This window comes from Actinosynnema sp. NPDC059335, from assembly GCF_042752395.1.
In the GTDB taxonomy this organism is placed as follows: domain Bacteria; phylum Actinomycetota; class Actinomycetes; order Mycobacteriales; family Pseudonocardiaceae; genus Actinosynnema.
In genome coordinates this window covers 47774-64705 of sequence record NZ_JBHYXZ010000034.1, presented here as the reverse complement: position 1 = coordinate 64705, position 16932 = coordinate 47774, and the positions used below count along the sequence as shown (strand labels likewise).

Below are 16932 nucleotides of genomic sequence, written 5' to 3'. Positions count from 1 at the left end.
CCGGAGCCGGAGTGGGTCGTGGTCGGCGCGGGCACCGGCGGCACGAGCGCCACCATCGGCCGGTTCATCCACTACCGCAAGCTGCGGACCCGGCTCGCCGTGGTGGACCCGGAGCACTCGGTGTTCTTCGACGCCTGGCGCGACCGCGACCCGTCGCTGACCGGCACCCGGGGCTCGCGCATCGAGGGCATCGGCCGGCCGCGGGTGGAGCCGTCGTTCATCGCCGCGGTCATCGATCGGATGATCAAGGTGCCGGACGCGGCGTCGCTGGCCACCATCCGGCACGTCGAGCAGGTGCTGGGCCGGCGCGTGGGCGGGTCCACCGGCACGAACCTGTGGGGCGCGTTCCAGCTGATCGCGGAGATGCGGGCGTCGCGGCTGCGCGGCAGCGTGGTGACCCTGCTGTGCGACGGCGGTGAGCGGTACGCGCACACCTACTACGACGACGAGTGGGTGGCCGCGCAGGGCCTGGACCTCGAACCGCACCTGGCCACCCTGACCCGGTTCCGCGCCACCGGCACGTGGAGCGGGTGATTCGCGACTTCGAGGGAACGCGCGGCGGCCCGCGTGCGTCGCAGCGGGATCGGCGCGAGAAAGGGGTTTGCGGTGATCGCGTGGCGGACTGCCGAGGTGCTCACGGCCGAGGACGTGCTGAGCAGGTCGGTCGCCGATGCCGACAAGGCGATGCGCGAGGCGGCGGCGCTGCGCCGGCCGCAGCGGGAACCGTCGGCCGACGACGTGCGACGGGTCATGCAGTACGCGAAGTCGAACGCCGCGTCGCCGGAGTTGCAGGCGTTGCAGCGGCGGATCGCGGGCGGCTACCTGAGCTGGCGGCAGGTGCTCATGGGCGAGGCCGCGGACGACCGGGGCGTGAAGGCGGCGCTGGAAGCCGACCGCGACGCCCTGACCGCCCTGTGCCGCGGCGAGGAGCCCCGCGTCGCACCCCCCAAGCCCGAACCGGCCGACGACGACGAGCCGATGAGCTTCACCGAGGACGCCTGGTAGCGGACGCCCACAACCCCGTCGCGAGCACGGCGAGGGCGCCGAGGAGCACGACGCCCGCCGCGCCGAGCGCGATCGCGGTCGGCGCCGCCGTCCTGGCCGCGCTGTCGGCGGGCACGGGTCGGATCCAGCCGTGGGGGTCCACGAGGACCGTGACGCGCGTGCCCTCCTCCGCGTTCTCGGGCGGGGTCGCCAGGGGGCCGAGGCTTTCGCCGGTGACGGCGTCGTCGACGTAGTACCAGCGCCTCACCACGCCGCCGGACTCGCCGTTGAACCCGATGGTGGACGAGATGACCGCTTCGGCCCGCGTGCCGAGGTGCGCCTGGTAGACCTGCGCGCCGGAGAAGTACGCCACGCCGCCCGCCACCATGAGCGCGCCGCACGCCACGAGGAAGAACACGATGAGCGCGTTCAGGGTCCCGCCGGAGCCCGACGCCTCGTCGTGCGCCATCGCCAGGCCGAACCCGACGGCGAGGAGGACCAGCACGAGGGGGATGCCGAGGAACGTCCACCAGCCCCGGCCCGGCTGGACCATCATCATCCCGGCGAGCGTCGCCAAGGCCGCCGACCAGCACACGACGAGCACGGCCACGCCCGCGCACAGCGACCCGAACGCCCGCAGCCCGCGCATGCCACCGTTCTAGCGCCCCGGTCGGCCGGTCGGCCCCGGATGCGCCGTATCGGCCACCAATGGCCGAATGTCTCAGCCCAGCACCAGCGCGACCGGCACGGCGATGCCCCACACCAGCATGGCCAGGCCGGTGTCGCGCAGCACGGGGATCAGGTCGCGCCCCTTCGCGCCGCCCAGCACGCGCCGCGCGCCGATGATCGCCAGGGGCAGGGCGAGGAACCCGATCAACGCCAGCGGGACGCGCAGGCCGATCGCCAGGGTGATCACGAACGGGATGCAGACCAGCGCCAGGTAGAGGCGGCGGGAGTCGCGGTCGCCCAGGGTGGACGCCAGCGTGCGCTTGCCCGCCCGCACGTCGGTCGGGATGTCGCGCAGGCTGTTCGCGATCATCACGCCGGTGGAGAAGGAGCCCATCGCGACCGCGCCGCCGATGCCGATCCCGGTGACCTCGCCGGTCATCACGTACAGCGTGCCCAGCACCGCCGCCGGGCCGAAGAACACGAACACGGCCAGCTCGCCCAGGCCCGCGTACCCGTACGGCTTGCGCCCGCCGGTGTAGAACCACGCCGCCGCGATGCACACCGCGCCGAAGGCCACCATCCAGTACCGGCCGGTCAGCAGCACGAGCACCAGGCCCGCCACCGCCGCCACGCCCAGCGCCGCGAACGCCGCCGCCCGCACCGCCTTCGGGTTGGCCGCGCCCGACCCGACCAGCCGGAACGGCCCTACCCGGTCGGCGTCCGTGCCGCGGATGCCGTCGGAGTAGTCGTTGGCGTAGTTCACGCCCACCTGCAACGCGACCGACACCACCAGCGCCAGCAGCGCCCACGCCGCGTTGAACCCGTCGATGTGGTGCGCGGCGCCCGCGCCCACCAGCACCGGCGCGATCGAGTTCGGCAGCGTGCGGGGGCGGGTCCCCGATACCCACTGGGCGACTGTGGCCATGCCGGACATCCTCCGACATGGTGAACGGGGACCCGCTCCCGGGTGGCCGTGATCAGCAGGCGGTGGCGCCGGAGACGCCCGACACGTACGCCCGCGCGACGAACTTGCCCGTCGCGATCCGGTACCAGATGTTCGACGTGCCCTGGCTGCCCGTCACCGACTGGCCGGTGACCTGGCACTCGACCCGCACCTGCGCGTAGTTCGCGGCCAGCCCGACCTGGGAGGCGGTGGAGGTCGCGCCGCTGCGCACGTTCAGCGGGTCGCCCGCGGTGCGGATGAACCCGGCCGGGCCGGAACCGGTCCACTGGTAGGTGACGGTGACCCAGGCGTTGTCGGTGAGCTGCAGGCCGTCCCAGAACGTGCCGTCGGCCAGGTCGATGCCCGCCGGGTTGGCCACGGCCCGGCCGAACTGGTCCTTGCCGCCGTTGTAGCCGTCCTGGTACGCGGCCTGCGCCTCCGGCTTGCCCTGCGGCAGGTCCTTCCACATCTCGCGGGTGGACGACGGGTTCCAGTAGTCGTCCTTGGTGTTCCACGGGCCGACGTCCCACACCGGCGCCCACTCGCACCGGCCGTTCGCCGCGCACACCCGGACGCTGTAGGTGCCGGTGCCCTTGGCGGACAGGCCGCGCCGCGACGGCAGGGCGACGAAGTGGTCGCGGCTCACGATGACGTGCCCGTTCGCCGTGGTGCCGCCGACCAGGCCCTCGCGGGTGGCGTAGACGCGGTAGGACAGGCCCGCGGCCTGCGCGCCGACCCCCGCCGCCGCGACCGTCGTGAACGCCCGCAGGTCGAGCCGGCTGACCTCGGGCGACGCCTTCTCGGCCGTGAGCGCGAGCCGGACCTGCACGGTCGTGACGGCGGTCGGCAGCACGGCCGGCGCGTCGGGGCGCGCCTCGACCCACTCGGTCCACTGCCCGTCGCCGAGCGCGCCGCGCACGTCCACGGCGACCTCCGCCCCGGCGGGCACGGTGCTCTTCACGGTCGCCGCGACGGCGTTCACCGGCGCGGCGAGGGTGCGCGGGTCGAGTTGCAGGAACCCGGTCCGCAGCGCGGCCCGCGCGCTGGCGGGCGTCGGCGCGGCGCGGTCGAGCCGCACCGCGCCGTCGTGCGTGGTGACGCCGTTGTCGTCGGCGTCCACGGTGGTCAGGTCGGCTCGCCACTCGGTCGCGCCCGCGGCCGCGGCGGGTGCGACGAGCCCCGCGGTCAGGACGGTGGCGACGGCGAGCGGTATCAGCAGGTAGCGCCTGGTCATCGCAGCACTCCTCGTCCGGACGCGCGGTGCGGAGGGGACCGCTGCAGGGCCGCGCGTCCCGGCGCTGCCGAGCCAATCGCCTGTGTGGTTACCTGTCAACCAACAAGATTGACAACTCGACAGAAACTCACCCAAACGAGCTAGCGACCGCTCTCCTGTCCACCTTGCCCGGACCTCGCAGCGGCAGTTCCGACACGAACGCGACCCGCTTCGGCATGGCGAACCGCCCCACCACCTCGCCGACCGCCGCGCACAGCTCGTCCGCGTCGGGCGGGTCACCCGGATCCTCCGGCACCACGGCCGCGGCCACCACTTGACCCCACTCGGGGTCGGGCAGGCCCACCACGCACGCCTCGCGCACGCCCGCCTGCGCGGTCAGCGCCCGCTCGACCGCGAGGGGCGCGACGTTCTCCCCACCGCTGATGATCACGTCGTCGGCGCGGCCCAGCACCTCCAGCGTGCCGTCCGGGCGGATCCGGCCCAGGTCGCCGGTGCGGAACCACTCGCCGAACCGCTCGCCGCCCTGGTAGCCGAGCGCGAGCACCGGCCCGCCGACCTCGACCCGGCCGTCCACCAGCCGCACGCGCACGCCGTCGAGCGCCAGCCCGTCGTAGACGCAGCCGCCGGACGTCTCGCTCATGCCGTACGTGGTCACCACCCGGACGCCGAGGTCGCGCGCCCGCCGCAGCACGGAGGGCGGGGTGGCCGCGCCGCCGATCAGCACGGCGTCGAACCGCCGCACCGCGGCCAGGCCCGGCCCGTCGGCCGCGACCAGCCGGGCGAGCTGCGTGGGCACGAGCGCGGTGTAGTGCGGGCCGGGCCGGGCCAGCACCGGGCGCGCCGCGACGGCGAAGTCGGACGCGCGGAAGCCCGGCGCGAGGTCCATCACCCCCGGCTCGGTGCCCGCCACGACCGACCGGACGAGCACCTGGATGCCCGCGATGTGCGTGGTCGGCAGCGCGAGCAACCACGTGCCGGGGCCGCCGAGGCGGGCGTGGGTCAGCTCGGCGGACGTGGTCAGGGCGTCCGCGCCGAGCAGCACGGTCTTCGGCTCGCCGGTGGAGCCCGAGGTCGCCACCGCGAGCACGGCCCCGGTCTCCCAGCCCCGCAGCGGGACCCGGGCCTCGGGCCGGGTCGCCACCGGGTCGCCCTCGCCGCGCAACGCGGCGCGCAGTCGGTCGATCGTGATCATGGGTGCCTAGTAGTAGTAGGGGTAGTCGGACCAGTCCGGCGGGCGCTTCTCCAGGAACGCGTCGCGGCCCTCCACGGCCTCGTCGGTCATGTACGCCAGGCGCGTGGTCTCGCCCGCGAAGAGCTGCTGGCCGACCAGACCGTCGTCGATCAGGTTGAACGCGTACTTCAGCATCCGCTGGGCGGTCGGCGACTTGCCGTTGATCTCCTTCGCCCACTCCAGCGCCGCGTCCTCCAGCTCGGCGTGCGGCACGACGGCGTTGACCGCGCCCATCCGGTGCATGTCGTCGGCGCTGTACGTGCGGCCGAGGAAGAAGATCTCGCGGGCGAACTTCTGGCCCACCTGCCGGGCCAGGTAGGCCGAGCCGTAGCCGCCGTCGAAGCTGCCGACGTCGGCGTCGGTCTGCTTGAACCGGGCGTGCTCGGCGCTGGCCAGCGTGAGGTCGCACACCACGTGCAGGCTGTGCCCGCCGCCGGCCGCCCAGCCGGGCACCACCGCGATGACGACCTTCGGCATGAAGCGGATCAGGCGCTGGCACTCCAGGATGTGCAGCCGGCCCGCCCTGGCCGGGTCGACGGTGTCGGCCGTCTCGCCCGACGCGTACTGGTAGCCGCTGCGGCCGCGGATGCGCTGGTCGCCGCCCGAGCAGAACGCCCAGCCGCCGTCGCGGGGCGACGGGCCGTTGCCGGTGAGCAGGACGCAGCCGACGTCCGAGCTCATCCGGGCGTGGTCCAGCGCGCGGTACAGCTCGTCCACGGTGTGCGGCCGGAACGCGTTGCGCACCTCGGGCCGGTTGAACGCGATGCGCACCGTGCCCTGGTCCACCGCGCGGTGGTAGGTGATGTCGGTGAAGTCGAAGCCCTCCACCCGCTTCCAGCGGGTCGGGTCGAACAGCTCGGATACGTCCTGATCTGCCACGGCAGGGACAATATGCCCGCTCCGCGCGGTGAGCGGGCCCCGGTCCGCCCGGCGCGCGGAATCACCTGGTCGGGCGCTGCGCGACAATGGCCGGGTGAACCCGTCCACCGCGCAGGCCAGGGTGCTCGTCGACGAGCTGATCCGCAACGACGTCCGGCACGTCGTGCTGAGCCCCGGATCGCGCAACGCACCGCTGTCGTTCGCCCTGCACGACGCCGCCGCGGCCGGGCGGATCACGCTGCACGTCCGGGTGGACGAGCGCACCGCGGGCTTCCTGGCGCTGGGCCTGGCCAAGGGCGGCGCGGGGGTCACCGCCGTCACCTGCACCTCGGGCACCGCCGTGGCGAACCTGCACCCCGCGGTGCTGGAGGCCCGGCACGCGGGCGTCCCGCTCATCGCGCTCACCGCGGACCGCCCGGTCGAGCTGCACCGCACCGGCGCGAGCCAGACCGTGGACCAGCAGCGCATCTTCGGCACGGACACGCTCCAGTTCCCCATCGCCGAGCGCCGCGCCGGCCAGAACGGCCTGTGGCGCGCCCTGGTGTGCCGCGCCGTGGCCACCGCCCGCGACCAAGGCCCGGTGCACGTCAACGTCCCGTTCCGCGAGCCGCTGGTGCCCGGTGGCGACGAGGACTGGCCCGAGTCCCTGGACGGCCGCCCGTTCGACGTGCCGTGGACCCGCACGACCCGCCGCACGACCACCGCGACCAGCCCGGCCGACCACCTCGGCCCGCGCACCCTCGTGCTCGTCGGCGACACCGACCGCGACCCGTCCGACCTGGCCGAGCGCGCCGGCTGGCCGGTGATCGCCGAGCCGACCGGGCACGGCCTGCGCCACGGCGCGCTGCTGCTCAACGCGGGCGACCTGCCCGACCACCTCACCCCGCAGGCGGTGGTGGTCGTCGGCCGCGTCACGCTCTCCCGCGGCGTGCTGCGGCTCATCGCCCGCACCCCGGTCGTGCACGTGCTGTCCGACGAGCCCGACTGGCCCGACCCGCAGTTCGCGGCCACGCACACGTCCACCGACCTGGCCCTCGGCGAGCACGAGGTGGACCACGACTGGCTCACCGCCTGGCAGCACGCGGACAAGGCGGTCGCCGAGGTGGTGGACGACCTGCTGGCGCGGGAGCCCTGGCCGACCGGCCTGCGGGTGGCCCGCGACCTGGTCGCCGCGCTGCCGTCCGGCGCGAACCTGTTCCTCGGCTCCTCCAACCCGGTCCGCGACGTGGACCTGGTCGCCGAGCCGCGCCGCGACGTGCGCACCTACGCCAACCGGGGCGTGGCGGGCATCGACGGCAGCGTCTCCACGGCCGCGGGCATCGCGCTGGCCTGCGGCCCGACCTTCGCGCTGATCGGCGACCTCACGTTCCTGCACGACGCCAACGGCCTGCTCATCGGTCCCGGCGAGCCGCGCCCCGACCTGACCGTCGTGGTGCTCAACGACGACGGCGGCGGCATCTTCGCGCTGCTGGAGCAGGGCGCGAAGGAGCACGCGCCGACGTTCGAGCGGGTCTTCGGCACGCCGCACGGCGTGGACCTCGCGTCGTTGTGCGCGGCGTACCGCGTGCCGCACACCGCGGTCGCCACCGCCGAGGAGTTGGGGCGCGCGCTCGACCGGCCGAGCGGAATCCGCGTGGTGGAAATCCGGGCGGAACGCCACGAATTGCGCGATCTGCACGCGCGGTTGAAGTCGGCCGTGTCCAGCTCATTCCATTAGGCGGAATCCTACCGTCGGGGGTACAGCCCGCCGTCGGTCGCGGCTAGCTTCGCCGCATGTCCTTGAGAGCGAAGCTGACCCTCGGTACCGCCACCGCGGCGTCCTTGCTGCTCCTCGCCGGCACGGCGACGGCGGCACAGCCGGGTGCACCGGGCATCGGCGACCCGTACTACCCGAATGCGGGCAACGGCGGGTACGACGTTTCCCATTACGACATCAGGCTCAACTACCAGCCGGCGAACGACAACCTTTCCGGCACGACGACGATCCTGGCCAAAACCACCCAGGACCTGAGCCGGTTCAACCTCGACTTCCTGCTGAAGGTCAGCTCGGTCCGGGTCAACAACAAGGTGGCCGCGTTCTCCCAGAACGGCGGCGAACTCGTGGTCGACCCGCGCGGCACGCTGCGCAAGGGCTCGGACGTGACGGTCGTCGTGACCTACTCCGACGTGCCGTCGAGCCACGCGGTGGACGGCTACACGGCGTGGAAGCGCACCCCGGACGGCGCGCTCGCGATCGACCAGCCCGACATCGCGCCGTGGTGGTTCCCGAGCAACAACCACCCGACCGACAAGGCGAAGTTCGACGTGTCGGTGGCCGTGCCGACCGGCGTCGAGGTGCTCTCCAACGGCCTGTTCGGCGGCACCACCCAGCAGATCAACGGCTGGACCCGGTGGCGTTACCGCAGCCTCCAGCCGCAGGCCACCTACCTGGCGTTCATCGCCATCGGCCAGTTCGAGATCCGGCAGTCCACCGCGCCGAACGGCCAGCCGGTGCTCAACGCCTACTCCGAGCGGCTGGGCGACGACTACGGCGCGTCGGTGGCGAGCATCGAGCGCACGCCCGAGGTGACGGAGTTCCTGGAGACGCAGTTCGGCCCCTACCCGTTCGAGGCGCAGGGGGGCGTGGCGACGCCGGGCATCGGCTTCGCGCTGGAGAACCAGACCCGGCCGACCTACGACGCCGGCTTCTTCCGCCGCGGCTCCAACACCTACGTGGTGGCGCACGAGATCGCGCACCAGTGGTACGGCGACTCGGTGTCCGTGCACGGTTGGCGGGACATCTGGCTGAACGAGGGCTTCGCGAGCTACGCCGAGTGGCTGTGGTCGGAGCAGGTCGGCGAGGGCACCGTCCAGGAGAACTCGGACTACGTCTACTCGCTGTACCCGGCCGACAGCGAGTTCTGGCAGGTCCTGCCCGGCGACCCGGGCGCGGCGAACCAGTTCCACAGCGCCGTGTACGACCGCGGTGCGCTGACCGTGCACGCGTTGCGGGCCGAGATCGGCGACGAGGCGTTCTTCCGGCTGCTCAAGGAGTGGCCGCAGGCCAAGCGCAACGGTGACGCGACGACGGAGGAGTTCATCGCGTTCGCCGAGCGGCTGTCCGGCAAGCAGCTCGACGAGCTGTTCCAGACCTGGCTGTTCACGCCGGGCAAGCCGGCCGCCGCGCCGGGCTCGACCGGGTTCGCGGCGCGGTCCGCGCCGGCCGAGCCGAAGTCGTTCAAGAAGATCCAGGAGACGCGCGAGCTGCTGGCGCAGCACCACCACTGATCGCGTCGCCGTGCGGCGGGGCCGTCCCTCCGGGGGCGGCCCCGTTGTCGTTCAGCGCTCCCGCAACCGCCGCAACGCGTCCGCGCTGATCCGGCTCAGGTTCTCCAGCCCGCGTTCGGTGAAGATCAGCTCCAGGGCGAACGACCGCGTCCCGCCGAACCGGAACTGCACCTCGTCCCGGTCCACCTCGCAGACGATGTCGCACTCGTCGTCCACCCTGACCCACGCCTCCACGTCGGTCCCGCCCGCAGTGATCACGCCCGTCCTCCCGTTGCGTCTACGCACAGTAGCCGTCCGCTACGATGTGTGAGGGGACACGTTATGGTGAAAGTTCCCCTTACGCACTCCCTCGATCGGGTAGACCACTCGGAGGCCGCCGATGCGCGCTCGTCAGACCGTGGAACGACGGCAGCTCGGCCTGTCGCTCAAGCGCTACCGCGGCTCGCGCGGCGCGTCCCAGGCGGAGGTCGCCGCGAGCCTCGGGGTGAGCGATTCGCGGATCAGCAAGGTCGAGGACGGCACGGCGACGCTCAGCACCGACCAGCTCGCGCGGGTGCTCGACTTCCTCGACGTGCACGGCGCGGAACGCGCGACCGCGCTGGAACTGGGCGCGCGGGCCCGCAAGCGCCTGCGCCGAAGCGCCAAGGACATCCCGCCGTACACCGACACCCTGCCCGGCTCGTTCCAACGGCTGGCCGACATGGAGGCCGACGCCACCGCGATCCACTGCTACCAGCCTGGCGTGGTGCCCGGTCTCCTCCAGGCTCCCGGGTACATCCGTTCCGGGATGAGCGCCGGTGACGGTGTGTTCTGGGAGTCTTCGGAGGCGGGCGTCGAAGGTCGCTACACCTTCCGCCGCGACCGGCAAGTCAAGATCCTGGAGTCGAATCGGCCGAAGAAGCTCGAATTCGTGTTCACCGAGGACGCGTTGGACTGCTTCGGTGCAAACCCGGAAGTCAGGCGGGAGCAGCTCGAACACCTGCTCCGCCTCACCGGGCAGCACCCGGACCTGACCGTCCAGGTGCTGAGGCCGGGCGACCTGCGCAACCCCGTCCCCAGCGCCGGCGTCATCGTGCTGGACTTCGACGGCACCGCTCCCAGCGTCGCCTTCACACCCACGATCTACGGGCCGTCCAGCTACTTCGACGAGCCGGTCGACACGGCGAACCTGTTGCGGGCGTTCAGGAAAGTGCAGGAACTCGCCCGTGGCCACGCGGATACGATCGAGTTGATCCGCCGGCGGCTACAGGAGGACGACCATGCCGAACGCCCCGCGTGACACGGGCTGGTTCAAGAGCACCTACAGCGCCCCCGCCAGCGACGACTGCGTCGAGTGCCGCATCACCGCCGACCACGGCGTCGGCGTGCGCGACTCCAAGAACCCCGGCGGTGGCTCACTGTCGGTCGACTCCACCGCCTGGTCCCGCTTCCTCGCGCATCTCAAGGCGGAGTAGCGGCCGTCACAGACCTTCCAGGGCCTCGCGGAACTGTCGGGTGACGTGAGGCTTGCCATGTCGTCGATCGAAATACGATCGGGTTGATCCGCCGGCGGCTACAGGAGGACGACCATGCCGAACGCCCCGCGTGACACGGGCTGGTTCAAGAGCAGCCACAGCGCCGGCGGTAGCGACGCGTGCGTCGAGTGCCGCATCACCCCCGGGCACGGTGTCGGCGTGCGCGACTCCAAGAACGCCGGCGGTGGCTCGTTGTGGGTTGGCTCCGCCGCGTGGTCCCGCTTCCTCGCGCATCTCAAGGCGGAGTAGCGGCCGTCACATGCCTTCGAGGGCTTCGCGGAACGGCCGGCGGACGAGAGGCGGCCATCAAGCATGACCGCACCCGGGCAGTCCGTCCTGGCTGGACGTGATCAGGTCAACGTGCTCGAACTGGGCGACGCGACAGCGGTGGTCGCCGCGCTGCGGGCGGTGGGGGCGGCGAGCGGCGAACCCTCCGAAGGCGGGCTCGTGTGGCACTTCCAGGTCGGCGGGGACGAATCCTCTCCGACCCTGGTGGCAGGCGTCCGGGGGGAGGTCGGCGCGCTCGTGTGGTACGAGGGCGACGGCGAGTTCGTGCCGGTCAACGGCACGAACGACGACTGGGCGAGCTACTGGACCTGGTCCGGCCACGAGGCGGCGGTCCCGCCGGGCGCGGAGGTCTCGTTGGATGAGGTCTGCGCCGCCGTGGATCAGCTCATCCTGACCCGGCGGCGGCCTGCGTGCGTCGAGTGGCGGTCCGGCTGAGGCCGTCACAGACCTTCCAGGGCCTCGCGGAACGGCAGCATCTTGGCGTGCGCCTCCCGGACCTCCGAGTCCGGGTCCGATTCGGCGACCAGGCCGCAGCCCGCGAACAGCCGGGCCGTGCGGCCCTCCACCTGGGCGCAGCGCAACGCGATCCCCAGCTCGCCGTCGCCGTTGCCGTCGATCCAGCCGACCGGGCCGGAGTAGCGGCCGCGGTCCATGCCCTCCAGCTCCTCGATCATGGCCACGGCGTCGGCGCGCGGTGTGCCGCCGACGGCCGCCGTGGGGTGCAGCGCCTCGCCGAGCGCGAGCAGCGACGGCGTGCCGCGCAGCGTGCCGATGACGTCGCTGGACAGGTGCGAGACGTTCGGCAGCCGCAGCACCGACGGCCCCTCCACCGACAGGGCCGAGCAGAACGGCCGCAGCGTGTCCACCAGCGACGCCACCGCGTACTCGTGCTCGCCCCGGTTCTTGCCCGACGACAGCAGCGCGGCGGCCAGCTCGTCGTCCGACATCCCGTCGTGCGGCCACGTCGTGCCGGCGAGCACGCGCGAGTCGACCACGGACCCGCTGCGCCGCAGCAGCAGCTCGGGCGTGGCCCCGATCAGCCCGTCGACCGCGTACACCCAGCACTCGGGGTACCGGCGGGCCAGGCCGTCGAGCACGAACCGGTGGTCGATGCCCGTGTCGGCGACCGCGAGCAGGTCGTGCGCGAGCACCACCTTCTCCAGCTCGCCCTCCCGCATCCGCGCCACCGCCGCGCGCACGGCCTCGCGGTACGCGGTGACGGAGAACCGGCCGTCGCCGTAACGCACCTCGGACGGCTTGCGCACGGGCTCGACCCGCCGCGTGCCGGGGTCGCCGACCGTGGTCAGCCAGCTGTGGCCGTTGCGCCTGCCCACCACGACCTCCGGCACGATCAGCACCGAGTGCCCGGGGCGGTCGGAGAAGGCCATGCTGACGAACGCCACCGGTCCCGTGCCGGGCACACCGAGCCCGTCGTCCACCACGAGGCCCTCGGTGAACTCGCGCCACCACCGGTCGGCGGCGGCGAACCGGTCCGGCCCCGACACCTCGAACCGGGCCGCCTCACCCCACCCGACCAGGCCCGTTCCGTCGCGCACCCAGCTCAGCGCGCCGGTCGGCGCGGGGAGCGTGCCCAGCAGGTCGTCGCCCGCGACGCGCCTGGTGTGCACGCGCAGCCGTGGTCGGGTCCGCGAGGCAGGAGCTGAGGTCACGCCGTCGAGGGTATGGACTCGTCGCTGAGATCCGGCGGTTAGGGCCGCCCTAGACTCCTGGTTTGTGGTGGACGACGCAGTGCGGACAGGTGCGCGCCCCAGGGTCCGGCTGCTGGTCAGCCGGGCGTTGGTGCTGCTGGGCGCGGTGGTGACGCTCATCGGCGTGATCCTGCTCGCGGCGTGCTGGCGGGACGACCTGATGATCGGGAAGCGGCTCGGCAAGGCGACCGCCGAAGTGGTGTCCGTCTCCTTCCAGCGCACGGTCGTGCGCTTCGCCACCGAGGACGGCGCGGTGGTGAGCCCGTCGCAGGGCCTGCTCTACCCGGAGGGCCTGGAGCCGGGCCAGCTGGTGCGGGTCGAGTACGACACGGCCGACCCCGAGGTGGCGCGGGTCGCCGGGCGGACCGCCGTGCTGGCGCTCCTGCCGATCGGCACGTTCCTGCTCGCGGTGTGGGCGGTGCTGTTGCCGCTGGTCTGGTGGCTGCGGCGGAGTCCGCGACCGCGTTTGTGACAGTTCTGCCCAAATTCGCCCTCCAGGTGTAACATCGGCGCATGGACCTGGAGGACCGCTTCGAGCGCACCGTCGCGGCCGAGCAGCGCGTCGAGCCGCGGGACTGGATGCCGGACGGCTACCGCCGGACGTTGATCCGGCAGATCGCGCAGCACGCGCACTCCGAGATCATCGGCATGCAGCCCGAGGGCAACTGGATCAGCCGCGCGCCCTCGCTGCGGCGCAAGGCGATCCTGCTGGCCAAGGTCCAGGACGAGGCCGGGCACGGGCTGTACCTGTACGCCGCGACCGAGACCCTGGGCGCGGACCGGGCCGAGCTGACCGAGAAGCTGATCTCGGGCAGGCAGAAGTACTCCTCGATCTTCAACTACCCGACGCTGTCCTACGCCGACGTGGGCGTGATCGGCTGGCTCGTGGACGGCGCGGCCATCTGCAACCAGGTGCCGCTGTGCCGCACGTCCTACGGGCCGTACGCGCGGGCCATGATCCGCATCTGCAAGGAGGAGTCCTTCCACCAGCGGCAGGGCTACGAGCTGCTGATGACCATGATGTCCGGCACGGACGCCCAGCGGGCGATGGTGCAGGAGTCGGTCGACCGCTGGTGGTGGCCGTCGCTGATGATGTTCGGCCCGCCGGACGCGGAGTCGTCCAACACCGAGCAGTCGATGAAGTGGCGCATCAAGCGCAACACCAACGACGAGCTGCGGCAGAAGTTCGTCGACATGACCGTGCCGCAGGCGGAGAAGCTGGGCGTGACGCTGCCCGACCCCGAGCTGCGGTGGAACCCCGAACGCGGGCACCACGACTTCGGCCAACCGGACTGGGACGAGTTCTGGCAGGTCGTCGGCGGCAACGGCCCGGCGAACGCGCAGCGGATCGCGCACCGGCGCAAGGCGCACGAGGACGGCGAGTGGGTGCGTGCCGCCGCCGCGGCGCACGCCGCCAAGCACGCGGCCCGGGAAGGTGTGGCATGAGTTCGTCCTGGCCGCTGTGGGAGGTGTTCGTGCGCGGCAAGCGGGGCCTGAACCACGTGCACGTCGGCTCGCTGCACGCGCCGGACGCCGAGATGGCCCTCCGCAACGCCCGCGACGTCTACACCCGGCGCAACGAGGGCGTGTCGATCTGGGTCGTGCCGGCGGCCGCGATCACCGCGTCGTCGCCGGACGAGAAGGACCCGTTCTTCGAGCCGAGCGGGGACAAGGTGTACCGGCACCCGACGTTCTACGAGATCCCCGAGGACGTGCCGCACCTGTGACCAGGGTGCGGGCACGGTGACAACGCCCCTTCCGACGAACGTGCGGTGACCCGATGAGCTTCGACAACGCGTACGAATCCCTGGTGGACGACCACGAGGACGCGCACTGGGCGTTCGGCACCGGGTTCTCCGAGGCGTTGGCCGGCGTGGACCGCGACGTGCCCGACGTCGACCGCGCCGACCTCGCCGCGTACTGCCTGATGCTCGGCGACGACGCGCTCGTGCTGTCCCAGCGGCTGGCCGAGTGGTGCTCCCGCGCGCCGGAGCTGGAGGAGGACGTCGCGCTCGCCAACATCGCGCTCGACCTGCTCGGCCAGGCCAGGATGCTGCTGACCCGCGCCGGCGAGGTCGAGGGCGCGGGCCGGGACGAGGACGCGCTGGCGTACCTGCGCGACGAGCGCGAGTTCCGCAACGTGCACCTGGCGGAGATCGAGTGCGGCCCCCGCGCGGGCGGCGACTTCGCCACCACCATGGCGCGCCTGCTGGTGTTCTCGTCGTGGAAGCTCGCGCAGTGCTCGCGGCTGCGCGGCAGCGCCGACCCGGTGCTCGCGGCGGTCGCGGCCAGGGCCGTGAAGGAGCTGGCCTACCACCGCGACCACGCGGCGCAGTGGGTGGTGCGGCTCGGCGACGGCACCGAGGAGTCGCACCGGCGGATGCGGGCCGGGCTGGAGCGGGTGTGGCCGTTCCTGGACGAGCTGTTCACCGCGCACCCCGTGGAGCTGCGGTTGGCCGGGATCGCGGTCGACCCGGCCGGGCTGCGGTCCGAGGTGGACGAGGTGCTGGACGCGGTGCTGGCGGCGGCCGGGCTGGCGCGGCCCGCCGACGTGCCCGCGGCGCGGGTCAACGGCCGGGCCGGGCGTGACGGCGTGCACACCGAGGCGTTCGGCTACCTGCTCGCCGAGATGCAGCACCTGCACCGCTCGCTGCCGGGGGCGAAGTGGTGACCACCACCGCCCTGGACGTCGCGGCCCGGGTCCGGGACCCGGAGCTGCCGGTGCTCACCCTGGCCGACCTCGGCGTGCTGCGGGAGGTGACCGAGCACGGGGACGGCCGGGTGACGGTGACCATCACGCCCACCTACTCGGGCTGCCCGGCGCTGGACGAGATGGCCGCCGACCTGCGCCGGTCGTTGCTGGCGGCGGGGTACGCGGCGGTGGACGTGCGGCTGTCGCTGTCGCCCGCGTGGACCACGGACTGGATCAGCGAGGACGGGCTGCGCAAGCTGCGGGAGGCGGGCATCGCGCCGCCGGCCCGGCTGGGCCCGCGCGCGGTCGGGCCGGTGCCGCTGAACCTGACCCCGCCGTCGCGCCGGGTGCCGTGCCCCCGGTGCGGGTCGTCCCGCACGGCCGAGGTGTCGCGGTTCGGCTCGACGGCGTGCAAGGCGTTGCGGCGGTGCGCGGACTGCGCGGAGCCGTTCGAGCACGTGAAGGAGATCTGATGGCGCGGCCGGTGTTCCACAAGCTGACCGTCGCGTCGGTCGAGCGGTTGTGCTCGGACGCCGTCGCGGTGACGTTCGAGGTGCCCGACGAGCTGGCGGCGGAGTTCGCGTTCGCGCCGGGGCAGCACCTGACCCTGCGCAACGGCGACGAGCGGCGCTCGTACTCGATCTGCGCGCCCGCCGGCGGCCCGCTGCGCATCGGCGTTCGGCGGGTGGAGGGCGGCCTGTTCTCCACTCAACTGGTGGACCGCGCGCAGCCCGGCGACGTGCTGGAGGTGCTGCCGCCGGCGGGCGACTTCACGCCGTCCGGGGGCGCGCACCACGGGCTGCTGGTGGCCGGCTCCGGCATCACGCCCGCGCTGTCGATCGCGGCGTCCGTGCTGGCCGGGGGCGCGCGGGTGACCATGGTGTACGGGAACCGGCGGGCGGACACGGTCATGTTCGCCGAGGAGCTGGCGGACCTGAAGGACCGCTACCCGGCCCGGTTCCAGCTGGTGCACGTGCTGTCGCGGGAGCCGCGGGACGTGGAGCTGTTCACCGGGCGGCTGGACGCGGCCAAGCTGCGGGCGTTGTGCGCGACGGTCGTGCCGTGGGCGGACGTGGACCAGTGGTGGCTGTGCGGGCCGTACGGGATGGTGCGGGACGCGCGGGAGGTGCTGGGGTCCCTCGGCGTCGACCCGGCCGCGGTGCACCACGAGCTGTTCTACGTGGACGAGCCGCCGCCCCCGCCGCGCCGTGAGTCGTCGGCCCCGGCGACGGCCGCGGTCGCGACCGTGGTGCTGGACGGCCGGACCACCGAGGTGCCGCTGCCGGCCGACGTGCCGATCCTCGACGCGGCCCAGCGGGTGCGCGCCGACCTGCCGTTCGCGTGCAAGGGCGGCGTGTGCGGGACGTGCCGCGCGCTGGTCACGTCCGGCGAGGTGGAGATGCGGCGGAACTACGCCCTGGAGCCGCGCGAGGTGGAGGCGGGGTTCGTGCTGACCTGCCAGTCGGTCGCGGTCAGTCCCGCGATCACCGTGGATTACGACGCCTGATCTGGCACATTGTGC

General features: G+C 73.0%; 21 protein-coding genes. 14 read left to right on the top strand and 7 right to left on the bottom strand.

Annotated features, from left to right (window positions below; all coding sequences use genetic code 11):
* Both ACFXGA_RS13605 and ACFXGA_RS13600 read left to right on the top strand, forming a co-directional pair.
* The coding region (locus ACFXGA_RS13605) for a pyridoxal-phosphate dependent enzyme (RefSeq protein WP_378087527.1) at positions 1 to 534 on the top strand (534 nt) is incomplete at its 5' end.
* A 72-nt stretch (positions 535 to 606) separates the two neighbouring features.
* Positions 607 to 1005: a hypothetical protein gene (locus ACFXGA_RS13600; RefSeq protein WP_378087525.1), complete on the top strand. Its 399-nt coding sequence runs from the start codon at positions 607 to 609 to the stop codon at positions 1003 to 1005.
* Here ACFXGA_RS13600 and ACFXGA_RS13595 read toward each other — a convergent pair.
* The 5 genes from ACFXGA_RS13595 to ACFXGA_RS13575 form a co-directional block, all read right to left on the bottom strand.
* Positions 986 to 1633: a hypothetical protein gene (locus ACFXGA_RS13595; protein WP_378087523.1), complete on the bottom strand. Its 648-nt coding sequence runs from the start codon at positions 1631 to 1633 to the stop codon at positions 986 to 988. The two genes, ACFXGA_RS13600 and ACFXGA_RS13595, sit on opposite strands and share 20 nt — an antisense overlap.
* A 72-nt stretch (positions 1634 to 1705) precedes the next feature.
* Positions 1706 to 2578, bottom strand: coding sequence for a 1,4-dihydroxy-2-naphthoate polyprenyltransferase (locus ACFXGA_RS13590; protein WP_378087521.1), 873 nt, complete (start codon positions 2576 to 2578; stop codon positions 1706 to 1708).
* 52 nt (positions 2579 to 2630) lie between these two features.
* Positions 2631 to 3830, bottom strand: coding sequence for a hypothetical protein (locus ACFXGA_RS13585; protein WP_378087518.1), 1200 nt, complete (start codon positions 3828 to 3830; stop codon positions 2631 to 2633).
* Positions 3831 to 3957: 127 nt separating this feature from the next.
* Entirely contained in the window at positions 3958 to 5022 is a 1065-nt protein-coding gene (menE, locus tag ACFXGA_RS13580) for an o-succinylbenzoate--CoA ligase (protein WP_378087516.1), read from the bottom strand.
* Positions 5023 to 5028: 6 nt separating this feature from the next.
* Positions 5029 to 5940: a 1,4-dihydroxy-2-naphthoyl-CoA synthase gene (locus ACFXGA_RS13575; protein WP_378087514.1), complete on the bottom strand. Its 912-nt coding sequence runs from the start codon at positions 5938 to 5940 to the stop codon at positions 5029 to 5031.
* 94 nt (positions 5941 to 6034) lie between these two features.
* On the opposite strand from ACFXGA_RS13575, the gene menD reads away from it, so the two are divergent.
* Both menD and ACFXGA_RS13565 read left to right on the top strand, forming a co-directional pair.
* Positions 6035 to 7657, top strand: a complete 1623-nt coding sequence (gene menD, locus ACFXGA_RS13570; RefSeq protein WP_378087512.1) for a 2-succinyl-5-enolpyruvyl-6-hydroxy-3-cyclohexene-1-carboxylic-acid synthase — start codon at positions 6035 to 6037, stop codon at positions 7655 to 7657.
* A gap of 56 nt (positions 7658 to 7713) precedes the next feature.
* Positions 7714 to 9207 carry a M1 family metallopeptidase gene (locus ACFXGA_RS13565; protein ID WP_378087510.1) on the top strand — a complete coding sequence of 498 codons (1494 nt, stop codon included), beginning with the start codon at positions 7714 to 7716 and terminating at the stop codon, positions 9205 to 9207.
* 51 nt (positions 9208 to 9258) lie between these two features.
* Here ACFXGA_RS13565 and ACFXGA_RS13560 read toward each other — a convergent pair whose 3' ends face one another.
* Complete coding sequence (locus ACFXGA_RS13560; protein WP_378087508.1) at positions 9259 to 9465, bottom strand: hypothetical protein; 207 nt, start codon at positions 9463 to 9465, stop codon at positions 9259 to 9261.
* 121 nt (positions 9466 to 9586) lie between these two features.
* Here ACFXGA_RS13560 and ACFXGA_RS13555 point away from each other — a divergent pair, with 121 nt between their 5' ends.
* The 4 genes from ACFXGA_RS13555 to ACFXGA_RS13540 all read left to right on the top strand — a co-directional run bounded on the left by ACFXGA_RS13555 (position 9587) and on the right by ACFXGA_RS13540 (position 11444).
* Positions 9587 to 10486, top strand: coding sequence for a helix-turn-helix domain-containing protein (locus ACFXGA_RS13555; RefSeq protein WP_378087506.1), 900 nt, complete (start codon positions 9587 to 9589; stop codon positions 10484 to 10486).
* A complete protein-coding gene (locus ACFXGA_RS13550) occupies positions 10467 to 10661 on the top strand; it encodes a DUF397 domain-containing protein (protein ID WP_378087504.1) in 195 nt (64 codons plus the stop codon). The genes ACFXGA_RS13555 and ACFXGA_RS13550 overlap by 20 nt, the downstream gene beginning before the upstream one ends.
* Positions 10662 to 10775: 114 nt before the next feature.
* On the top strand, positions 10776 to 10970 hold the full coding sequence (locus ACFXGA_RS13545; RefSeq protein ID WP_378087502.1) for a DUF397 domain-containing protein: 195 nt from the start codon (positions 10776 to 10778) through the stop codon (positions 10968 to 10970).
* 63 nt (positions 10971 to 11033) lie between these two features.
* The gene (locus ACFXGA_RS13540) at positions 11034 to 11444 is read left to right on the top strand and encodes an Imm1 family immunity protein (RefSeq protein ID WP_378087501.1); all 411 of its coding nucleotides are present in this window, start codon (positions 11034 to 11036) and stop codon (positions 11442 to 11444) included.
* Between the two features lie 5 nt (positions 11445 to 11449).
* On the opposite strand, the gene ACFXGA_RS13535 is transcribed toward ACFXGA_RS13540, so the two are convergent.
* Entirely contained in the window at positions 11450 to 12679 is a 1230-nt protein-coding gene (locus ACFXGA_RS13535) for an isochorismate synthase MenF (protein WP_378087498.1), read from the bottom strand.
* Positions 12680 to 12743: 64 nt separating this feature from the next.
* On the opposite strand from ACFXGA_RS13535, the gene ACFXGA_RS13530 reads away from it, so the two are divergent.
* Genes ACFXGA_RS13530 through paaE form a run of 6 tightly spaced genes read left to right on the top strand, consistent with a single transcriptional unit; the run spans position 12744 to position 16917 of the window.
* A complete protein-coding gene (locus tag ACFXGA_RS13530) occupies positions 12744 to 13190 on the top strand; it encodes a DUF3592 domain-containing protein (protein ID WP_378087495.1) in 447 nt (148 codons plus the stop codon).
* Between the two features lie 41 nt (positions 13191 to 13231).
* Positions 13232 to 14164: a 1,2-phenylacetyl-CoA epoxidase subunit PaaA gene (paaA, locus tag ACFXGA_RS13525; RefSeq protein WP_378087493.1), complete on the top strand. Its 933-nt coding sequence runs from the start codon at positions 13232 to 13234 to the stop codon at positions 14162 to 14164.
* Complete coding sequence (gene paaB / locus ACFXGA_RS13520) at positions 14161 to 14445, top strand: 1,2-phenylacetyl-CoA epoxidase subunit PaaB (protein WP_077010962.1); 285 nt, start codon at positions 14161 to 14163, stop codon at positions 14443 to 14445. Before paaA ends, paaB begins: the two co-directional genes overlap by 4 nt.
* Before the next feature lie 53 nt (positions 14446 to 14498).
* Positions 14499 to 15389 (top strand): 1,2-phenylacetyl-CoA epoxidase subunit PaaC, encoded by an 891-nt coding sequence (gene paaC / locus ACFXGA_RS13515; RefSeq protein WP_378087490.1) that lies wholly within the window; start codon positions 14499 to 14501, stop codon positions 15387 to 15389.
* Positions 15383 to 15883: a 1,2-phenylacetyl-CoA epoxidase subunit PaaD gene (paaD, locus tag ACFXGA_RS13510; RefSeq protein WP_378087487.1), complete on the top strand. Its 501-nt coding sequence runs from the start codon at positions 15383 to 15385 to the stop codon at positions 15881 to 15883. Before paaC ends, paaD begins: the two co-directional genes overlap by 7 nt.
* Positions 15883 to 16917, top strand: coding sequence for a 1,2-phenylacetyl-CoA epoxidase subunit PaaE (gene paaE, locus ACFXGA_RS13505; protein ID WP_378087485.1), 1035 nt, complete (start codon positions 15883 to 15885; stop codon positions 16915 to 16917). Before paaD ends, paaE begins: the two co-directional genes overlap by 1 nt.
* Positions 16918 to 16932 lie beyond the last annotated feature (15 nt).